Raw genomic sequence first — 8,027 nt, 5'->3', positions numbered from 1 at the left:
TTGGCGGATCGAGCGAGACTATCAGGAACTCAAGCAGGAGCTGGGACTGGGCCACTACGAAGGCCGAGGGTGGCGGGGCTTCCACCACCACGCCAGTCTCTGTATCGCCGCCTATGGCTTCCTGGTCTCTCTGAGGGAGACGATTCCCCCCTCAACTCCAGCTCGCGCCCAGGGCCGCCAAACATCTGGTCTTCCCGACGGTTATCGACCCCGCGGATCCTCCGATCAGACCAGAGCGGCACGTCCCGACCTCGATCCCGACCATCCGGCGACGCCTGACGGTGGCCCTGGCCAACCGCCTGCAACGATGTCCGTGCTGCACAAGGGCCATGGACAGCCCGCGTCAGACCCGCAGTTTATGACGCAGTAAGACTAATCAGATGCCGAATAATCCAACGAACCCCACAGCTTCAGAATCCGAGAGGCTGTTGCTCGCCGGGGGCTGAGCGCTCGTCGTCGGTTGGAGGACGAATGGCCGTTCCCTTCGCTACATTTGCTGACCTGAAACTTCCTCGGTGGCAGGAAGTTCAACTTCGGCGTTCCAGCCTGCGTGATTTCCGTTACTCGCGCATGAATTCCTGAACCTCCTCGGGCGTCACTTTGCCGTCTTTGTCGGCGTCGACTTTGTCGAAGATTCGCTTTTGGATGGTCGTAATCTCCTCGAAGGTGAGCCCGCCATCGCCATCCGTATCGGCAATGGCGAACATGATCTTCATCATGTGCCCGCGCATGCGCATCATTGGCATACCGGCCATCATGCCAGGCTGCATCATGCCGCCCATCATGCCCTGACCCATGCCTTGGCCTATCATTCCAGGAGGCATCATGCCGGGCTGGCCCTGTCCCGCCGTGTCTCCAGGCTCGGCTGGCGGCGTCGCTTGCGCAGACGTCGTATCCGGATGGTGCGGATCGGCCGCGTTTGTTTGCGCGGTGGCGCCGGTCATTACGCCTACGGCGACAATGGCAGCGAGAGCAGCCGTGCGTAGCAGTACAGTTAACATCGTAAGATCCTCCTTACCTAAGGGCTCCGGAGCCCGCCCGAACCCGCTAATGTGCGGCTCGGTGTGGAAAACGCTCGGCTCCAACCGCCGCCGCCAGCATCACCGTCGGTCAATTCCCACCCTAGGCGAAAGTCGATGCTGTGGGGTTGCGCTGAATCAATCGCTGCAGCTTGCGAAGGAGTCCACTCATCTCGATCGTCCCGCGTAGGCGGAAGGCCACACGACTGCGCGGGATCTGGGCGGGCTCGCCGTGGAGATGGAGGCCGCGGCTTTGTATGCGTTTGCCGCTGCGAAGCGCGGCTCCGTCATATGCTTTGCGCATGTGACGAATGCCATGGCGCAGGCTCAAGGGGACTTTGAAAAAGCGAGGCGGACGGAACCACGGCGACGCTCGCGGTCATCACCGCGACGGCGAGCGCCTGGTCGTTCGGCATGTCCCTACGGGAAAGTACTCAGTGAGAACTGTTGACGTGCATGCGAACTCGGCATCGACTCTGCTGATTTCATCGGAGGATGGACGCAGCTAAAGAGACCTAGTCTTCGCCGTCCTCGTCTGCGGATCGCAATAGATGCCATAGAGCGTTTGCAGGATGCGCTCGACCTCGGCCGAAGCCAGCCGATAATAGACCTGCTGGGCGTCGCGTCGCGTATCGACCAGCTTGAGTGCGCGTAGCTTTGCAAGCTGCTGCGAGAGCGCCGACTGGTTCATCTCTACCAGTTGAGCCAATTCGTTGACGCTCGTCTCGCCCTCCAGCAGGTGGCACAGGATCATCAGGCGCTTCTCGTTGGCCATCGCCGCAAGCAGTTCGGAGGCTTCCCGCGCCATCTTGTCCAGTTCGATGATTTTCTTATTGCGCATATGAACACATTGTCATATTAATACCTACAAATAATATTATTCCGGAGCCGACGGTTGTCAAGCCGACGGACCAAAGCTGCCGCAAATCGGGATCGTGCGCCGGCCGGTCAATTGACCCGCATCAAATCGGGGCCGGCAGAAACAGCGCAGGATGAGACGATGTCGACTGGCCGCCATTGGAAATAGGTAACCGCTGGCGTGGCGCTTCAAGCACACTGCACAAGGAGGAAAGAGCATGGCGCATGTTGTCGTCTTGGGTGCCGGACTGGGGGGCGCCATCATGGCCTACGAGCTTCGGGATGAGCTGGCCAAGGAACACCAGGTTTCGGTCGTCAACAACGGCAGCCATTATTCATTTGTGCCGTCCAATCCGTGGGTTGCTGTCGGCTGGCGCGACAAGCAAGCGGTCGAAGTCGATCTCGCGCCGGTGCTGGCGCGCCGCGGCATTGCGTTTCATCCGCAAGGGGCCAAGCGCGTTCATCCCGGCGAACGCACCGTCGAACTCAACGATGGAGCCACGGTCACATACGATTATCTGGTGATCGCGACAGGTCCGGAACTCGCCTTCGACGAGATCGAAGGCTTTGGGCCGGAGCACAACACGCAATCGGTCTGCCACATCGATCACGCCCTCAAGGCCAAGGCAGCATTCGACGCGCTCGTCGCCAGTCCTGGTCCCGTTGTCATCGGCGCGGTGCAGGGCGCGTCCTGCTTCGGCCCTGCCTATGAATTCACTTTCATCCTCGACAAGGCGCTGCGTGACGCCAAGGTGCGCGATCGCGTTCCCATGACCTTCGTTACCTCGGAGCCCTATGTCGGCCATCTTGGCCTCGACGGCGTCGGTGACACCAAGGGTCTGCTCGAGAGCGAGATGCGCCAGCACCACATCAAGTGGATCTGCAACGCCAAGGTAGACAAGGTCGAGCCGGGCAAGATGCTTGTATCGGAGATCGCCGACGACGGTTCGGTCAAGCAGGCGCATGAACTGCCGCATGTCTACGCGATGCTGCTGCCGGCGTTCCGGGGCGTGGCGGCGGTGCGTGGCATCGAAGGCCTCACCAACCCGCGCGGCTTCATCCTCGTCGACAAGCACCAGCGCAATCTTGCCTTCCCCGAGATCTTCGCAGTTGGCGTCTGCGTCGCCATCCCGCCGGTCGGCAAGACCCCGGTTCCGGTGGGCGTCCCGAAGACCGGTTTCATGATCGAATCCATGGTCACGGCGACGGCTCGCAACATCAGCCGGCTGGTGAAAGGCGCTGAACCCGACGCCCAGGGCACATGGAACGCGGTCTGCCTCGCCGATTTCGGCGATTCCGGCGTCGCCTTCGTGGCGCAGCCGCAAATTCCACCGCGCAACGTCAACTGGTCGTCCTCAGGCAAATGGGTTCACACTGCCAAGGTCGGTTTCGAGAAGTATTTCTTGCACAAGATCAGGTCAGGAAAGTCCGAGCCCTTCTATGAGCGCCTCGCGCTGCAGGTCCTGGGCATCGACAAGCTCAAGGAGATCAAGATCGAGGCGTCCGCGGATGCGCCGGCTGCCTGACCGGGACGAGCCGGCGCGGTCGGCCTATCTCCGGACGGAGGTTGGCGGGCAACTGGCCGACCTGCAGCCGCCGGCGGCAAATTCGTTGCTGCCTCTTGCAGCGAATGATAACGTTCCTATATTTAGATATGATCATATACAAATGGAGATGATGATGTCACTTGATCGTTCGGTTCTCGCATTCGCGGGCACCATGATGTTGCTGTCGGTCGCGCTCACCGTCTGGGTCTCGCCCCTGTTTGTCTGGTTCTCGGTCTTCATCGGGCTCAATCTGTTGCAATCGGCGTTCACCGGCTTCTGCCCGGCGGCGGTCGTTTTCAAGAAGCTCGGCGTCAAGCCGGGATGTGCGTTCTAGGACACATCAGAAATGCGCACGCTGCTTTTGTTCGCTGCGCTGGCAGCATCATCTCCGGCGTTGGCCGGAACACTGACGCTGGCGCCGGCGACGATAACCGAATGGAAGGCGGTCTATGGCCGGGTCGAGGCGCGTAACACAATTCCGGCACGCGCTCGCATCGGCGGCGTCATCGTCGATCTGGTTGTCACCGAGGGCGAGATGGTCAAGGCGGGGCAGAAGATCGCAACCGTTCAGGACGACAAGATCGCCTTTCAGATCGCAGCACTGAATGCCCAGCTTCGCGCTCTTCAGGCACAGCTGGAAACCGCAGGGTCGGAACTGGCCCGTGGCCAGACGCTGGTCGACAAGGGCGTCATAACCGTGCAGCGTCTCGATCAGCTGAGGACCGAAGTCGACGTCGCGCGCAATCAGCTTGCCGCGACCGAGGCTCAGCGTTCGGTGGTCGTGCAGCAGGGCGCCGAAGGAGACGTCTTTGCGCCGGGCGACGGACGCGTGCTGACCGTGCCGGTCACGCGCGGAGCCGTGATCATGGCGGGCGAGGTGGTGGCAAGCATAGGCAGTGGCGGCGTGTTCCTGCGGCTGGCGGTGCCTGAGCGGCTCGCGGTGATGCTGGAGGAGGGCGCGGCCATCCGCATCAATGCCAGTGGCAAGGACGCCGCCGGCCGTCTCGCCAAGATCTATCCGCAAATCGACAACGGCCGCGTCATCGCCGATGTCGAGGTCGACGATCTCGATACGGACTTCATCGATGCCCGGGTTCTGGTCGAGCTGCCGGTCGCCGAACGCTCCGCGCTTCTGGTCCCATCATCGGCGGTCGTGACCCGTTCGGGGATTGATTTCATCCGCACGGTCGCCGCCGGCGTGGAAGCCGAGCGGGCGGTAGTGCTTGGCGAACGGATGACGCGTACCGACGGCGACTATGTCGAGATCCTGACCGGCCTTGCGCCTGGCGATGTCGTGATCACGCCATGAAAGGTCCTTTTAGCTTCGGCATTGCGGGCGGGCTGACCCGGGCTTTCATCGGCTCGCCGCTCACGCCGCTGTTCCTGATTGCCGCCTTCGCCTTCGGGCTGGTGGCCCTGCTCACACTGCCGCGCGAGGAGGAACCGCAGATCTCTGTTCCGATGGTCGATATCTTCGTCCGCGCAGACGGCTTGAAGGCCGACGATGCCGTCAAGCTGATCACCGAACCACTGGAGACGATCGTCAAGGGCATAGGTGGCGTCGAGCATGTCTATTCGCAAAGCCGCGACGACCAGGTGATGGTCACTGCGCGCTTCGTCGTCGGTACGTCATCGGATGCCGCCGTGCTGCGCGTACACGATAAGATCCGCGCCAATATGGACCGCATCCCCGTCGGCGTGCCAGAGCCGCTTATCATCGGCCGAGGCATCGACGATGTCGCGATCGTCACGCTGACGCTATCGCCGAAACCGGAAGCAGCCGACCGTCTGACGGCAAACGACCTTACCCGCATCGCGCGCGAGTTGCGCACTGAGATCGCCAAGATTGACAATGTCGGGCTCACCTATTTGGTCGGCGACACCGGAGAGATCATCCGCGTCGCGCCGAACCCGGAAAAGCTCGCTCTCTACGGCGTGACGCTGCAACAGCTTGCGGCAAAGGTTTCCGGCGCGAACAAGGCGTTCCCCGCGGGACGCGTGCGCAATGCGGGCGAACAGATCGACATCGTGGCCGGCGAGACCCTGGGCTCGCCAGACCAGATCGGCAATCTGCTTCTGACTTCGCGCGACAACCGCCCTGTCTATGTCCGCGATGTGGCCGATGTCGCCTTCGCGACCGATACCGGCGACGTTCTTGTCTCGACGCTGACGAAGTCCGCAACCGGCGTGAAGCGCGTGCCGTCGGTGACCGTTGCGGTTGCCAAGCGCGCCGGCTCGAACGCGGTTTCGGTCGCCGAGGCTATCCTGCATCGGGTCCAGATGCTGAAAGGCAGGCTGATCCCGACTGAACTGTCGATCGAGGTCACGCGCGACTATGGCGAGACTGCGAACGAGAAGGCCAACGAACTGCTCTATCATCTCGGACTGGCGACGATCTCGATCATTGTGCTGGTCTGGATCGCCATCGGCCGACGCGAAGCCATGGTCGTGGCCATCGTCATTCCGGTCACCATTCTGCTCACGCTGTTTGCCTCGCGCATCATGGGCTACACGCTCAACCGTGTCTCGCTGTTCGCGCTGATCTTTTCCATCGGCATCCTTGTCGACGATGCGATCGTGGTGATTGAAAACATCTCCCGGCACTGGGCAATGGATGACGGACGCGATCAGCGGCGAGCGGCGATCGAGGCAGTGGCGGAGGTCGGCAACCCGACGATCGTCGCCACTTTGACTGTGGTCGCCGCGCTGCTGCCGATGCTGTTCGTGTCGGGTATGATGGGTCCCTATATGAGCCCGATTCCGGCCAATGCGTCGGCGGCGATGATCTTCTCGTTTTTCGTCGCGGTGATGGTGACGCCGTGGCTGATGCTGAAGTTTGCCGGACGGGCGCCGGTGCGCTTGCATGCGTATCACGCCGGCGGCGGGTTGCTTGGCCGCGTCTACATGACCGTTGCCCGGCCCATACTGTCGTCAAAGACGGTCAGTTGGGCATTTCTGCTGGCGGTCGGCGTGCTGACGCTTGGCTCGCTCGCCCTGTTCTATACCGAGAATGTCACGGTCAAGCTGTTGCCCTTCGACAACAAGTCCGAACTCTCGGTGACCATCGATCTGCCGGAAGGGTCCTCCGTCGAGGCAACCGACGCGGTGGCGCAGACGGTCGCCGGCAAGGTTCTCGAACTGAGCGAGGTGCGATCGGTCCAGACGCATGCCGGAACTGCGGCACCTTTCAACTTCAACGGCCTTGTGCGGCACTCGTTCCTGCGCAGCGAGCCGCAGCAGGGCGACGTTGCGCTCAACCTTTCGCCGAAATCGGAACGCACCCGTTCGAGCCACGACATCGCGCTGGATATTCGCCGCCGTATCGCATCAATCGCCGTTCCCGCCGGCACCAGCCTGAAGGTGGTCGAGCCGCCCCCGGGGCCACCCGTCATGGCGACATTGCTGGCCGAGATCTACGGGCCCGACGGCGAAACGCGCCGCAATGTCGCCGCTAAGGTCGAGGCAGCGTTCCGCTCAGTTCCGTTCATCGTCGATGTCGACAATTCCTACGGACAACCCGCACGCAGGCTGCGCACCAGGATTTCCGCCGACGAAGCCGAGTTCTTCCATGTCGAGGAGAGCGACGTGTTCGATACGCTTGCCATCCTCAACGGCGGCGAAACCGTCGGCTATTCGCATCGCGGCGGCGGTCGTCAGCCGATACCGATCCGCATCGAGCGGCCGAAGGGCGAAAGGACGCTGGACGAGCGGTTCCTGACCACGCCCATTCCGGCAAATGTGCTCCCCGGCGACCGCGGCGTGGTCGAACTGGGCGACGTCGTGCAGGTTGCGCAAGAGCGTGCCTCCTTTCCGGTGTTCAGGCACAATGGCCGCGCCGCCGAAATGGTGACGGCCGAACTTGCCGGCAGCTTCGAGGCGCCGCTCTACGGGATGCTCGCTGTCAGCCAGGCAATCGACGCTCAGGACTGGACGGGGCTGCAAAAACCTTCGGTCTCGCTACATGGCCAGCCGGAGGATGAAAGCAAGCCGACGCTGCTGTGGGACGGCGAGTGGGAAGTCACCTGGGTGACCTTCCGCGACATGGGGGCGGCATTCGGCGTCGCGCTGCTTGGCATCTACATCCTGGTCGTCGCCCAGTTCGGCTCGTTCAAGGTGCCGCTGGTGATCCTGACGCCGATCCCGCTGACCTTCATCGGCATCCTCGGCGGACACTGGCTGTTCGGCGCGCCATTCACGGCCACCTCGATGATAGGCTTCATCGCGCTGGCGGGTATTATCGTGCGCAATTCGATCCTGCTGGTCGACTTCATCCGGCATGAGGCCTCGCCAGACAGACCGCTGAGCGAGGTGCTGATCAAGGCCGGCGCGATAAGGTTCAAGCCGATCCTGCTCACCGCGCTCGCCGCCATGATCGGCGCGGCGGTGATCCTGACCGATCCGATCTTCCAGGGGCTGGCGATCTCGCTGCTGTTCGGCCTTGCCTCCTCGACGCTGCTGACGGTGCTGGTCATTCCGGCGATCTATCGGGTGCTGAGGACGTAATACGCTCCCGGCCAGAGAAGTCGAAGCACCGTTTCCACATGCCAAGCCGTCGTCAACACCTCTGCCTTGGTCTGCGAGGCCGCGTTTTCGTTTACCGGGG

The 8,027-nt window shown here is 62.3% G+C and carries 6 protein-coding genes and 1 pseudogene; 5 read left to right on the top strand and 2 right to left on the bottom strand.

Annotation, left to right across the window (positions count from 1 at the left end):
• Nucleotides 1-370, top strand: a pseudogene (locus EN859_RS39720) (IS701 family transposase); the annotation flags it as partial.
• A gap of 190 nt (nt 371-560) precedes the next feature.
• Here the strand turns inward: EN859_RS39720 and EN859_RS30160 are convergent.
• Nucleotides 561-944 (bottom strand): EF-hand domain-containing protein, encoded by a 384-nt coding sequence (locus EN859_RS30160; RefSeq protein ID WP_245525775.1) that lies wholly within the window; start codon nt 942-944, stop codon nt 561-563.
• A 580-nt stretch (nt 945-1,524) separates the two neighbouring features.
• Nucleotides 1,525-1,860 (bottom strand): metalloregulator ArsR/SmtB family transcription factor, encoded by a 336-nt coding sequence (locus tag EN859_RS30150; protein ID WP_127856214.1) that lies wholly within the window; start codon nt 1,858-1,860, stop codon nt 1,525-1,527.
• A gap of 235 nt (nt 1,861-2,095) precedes the next feature.
• Here EN859_RS30150 and EN859_RS30145 point away from each other — a divergent pair, with 235 nt between their 5' ends.
• The 4 genes from EN859_RS30145 to EN859_RS30130 all read left to right on the top strand — a co-directional run bounded on the left by EN859_RS30145 (nt 2,096) and on the right by EN859_RS30130 (nt 7,927).
• A complete protein-coding gene (locus EN859_RS30145) occupies nt 2,096-3,403 on the top strand; it encodes an FAD/NAD(P)-binding oxidoreductase (RefSeq protein WP_127856215.1) in 1,308 nt (435 codons plus the stop codon).
• A 154-nt stretch (nt 3,404-3,557) separates the two neighbouring features.
• Nucleotides 3,558-3,758 carry a DUF2892 domain-containing protein gene (locus tag EN859_RS30140; RefSeq protein ID WP_127856276.1) on the top strand — a complete coding sequence of 67 codons (201 nt, stop codon included), beginning with the start codon at nt 3,558-3,560 and terminating at the stop codon, nt 3,756-3,758.
• Between the two features lie 12 nt (nt 3,759-3,770).
• Nucleotides 3,771-4,733 (top strand): efflux RND transporter periplasmic adaptor subunit, encoded by a 963-nt coding sequence (locus tag EN859_RS30135; protein WP_127856216.1) that lies wholly within the window; start codon nt 3,771-3,773, stop codon nt 4,731-4,733.
• Nucleotides 4,730-7,927: an efflux RND transporter permease subunit gene (locus tag EN859_RS30130; RefSeq protein WP_127856217.1), complete on the top strand. Its 3,198-nt coding sequence runs from the start codon at nt 4,730-4,732 to the stop codon at nt 7,925-7,927. Before EN859_RS30135 ends, EN859_RS30130 begins: the two co-directional genes overlap by 4 nt.
• Nucleotides 7,928-8,027 lie beyond the last annotated feature (100 nt).

Source organism: Mesorhizobium sp. M00.F.Ca.ET.216.01.1.1, assembly GCF_004010325.2.
Classification (GTDB): Bacteria; Pseudomonadota; Alphaproteobacteria; order Rhizobiales; family Rhizobiaceae; genus Mesorhizobium.
The sequence above is the reverse complement of the archived record's forward strand: the minus strand, read 5'-3'. Positions and strand labels throughout refer to the sequence as shown.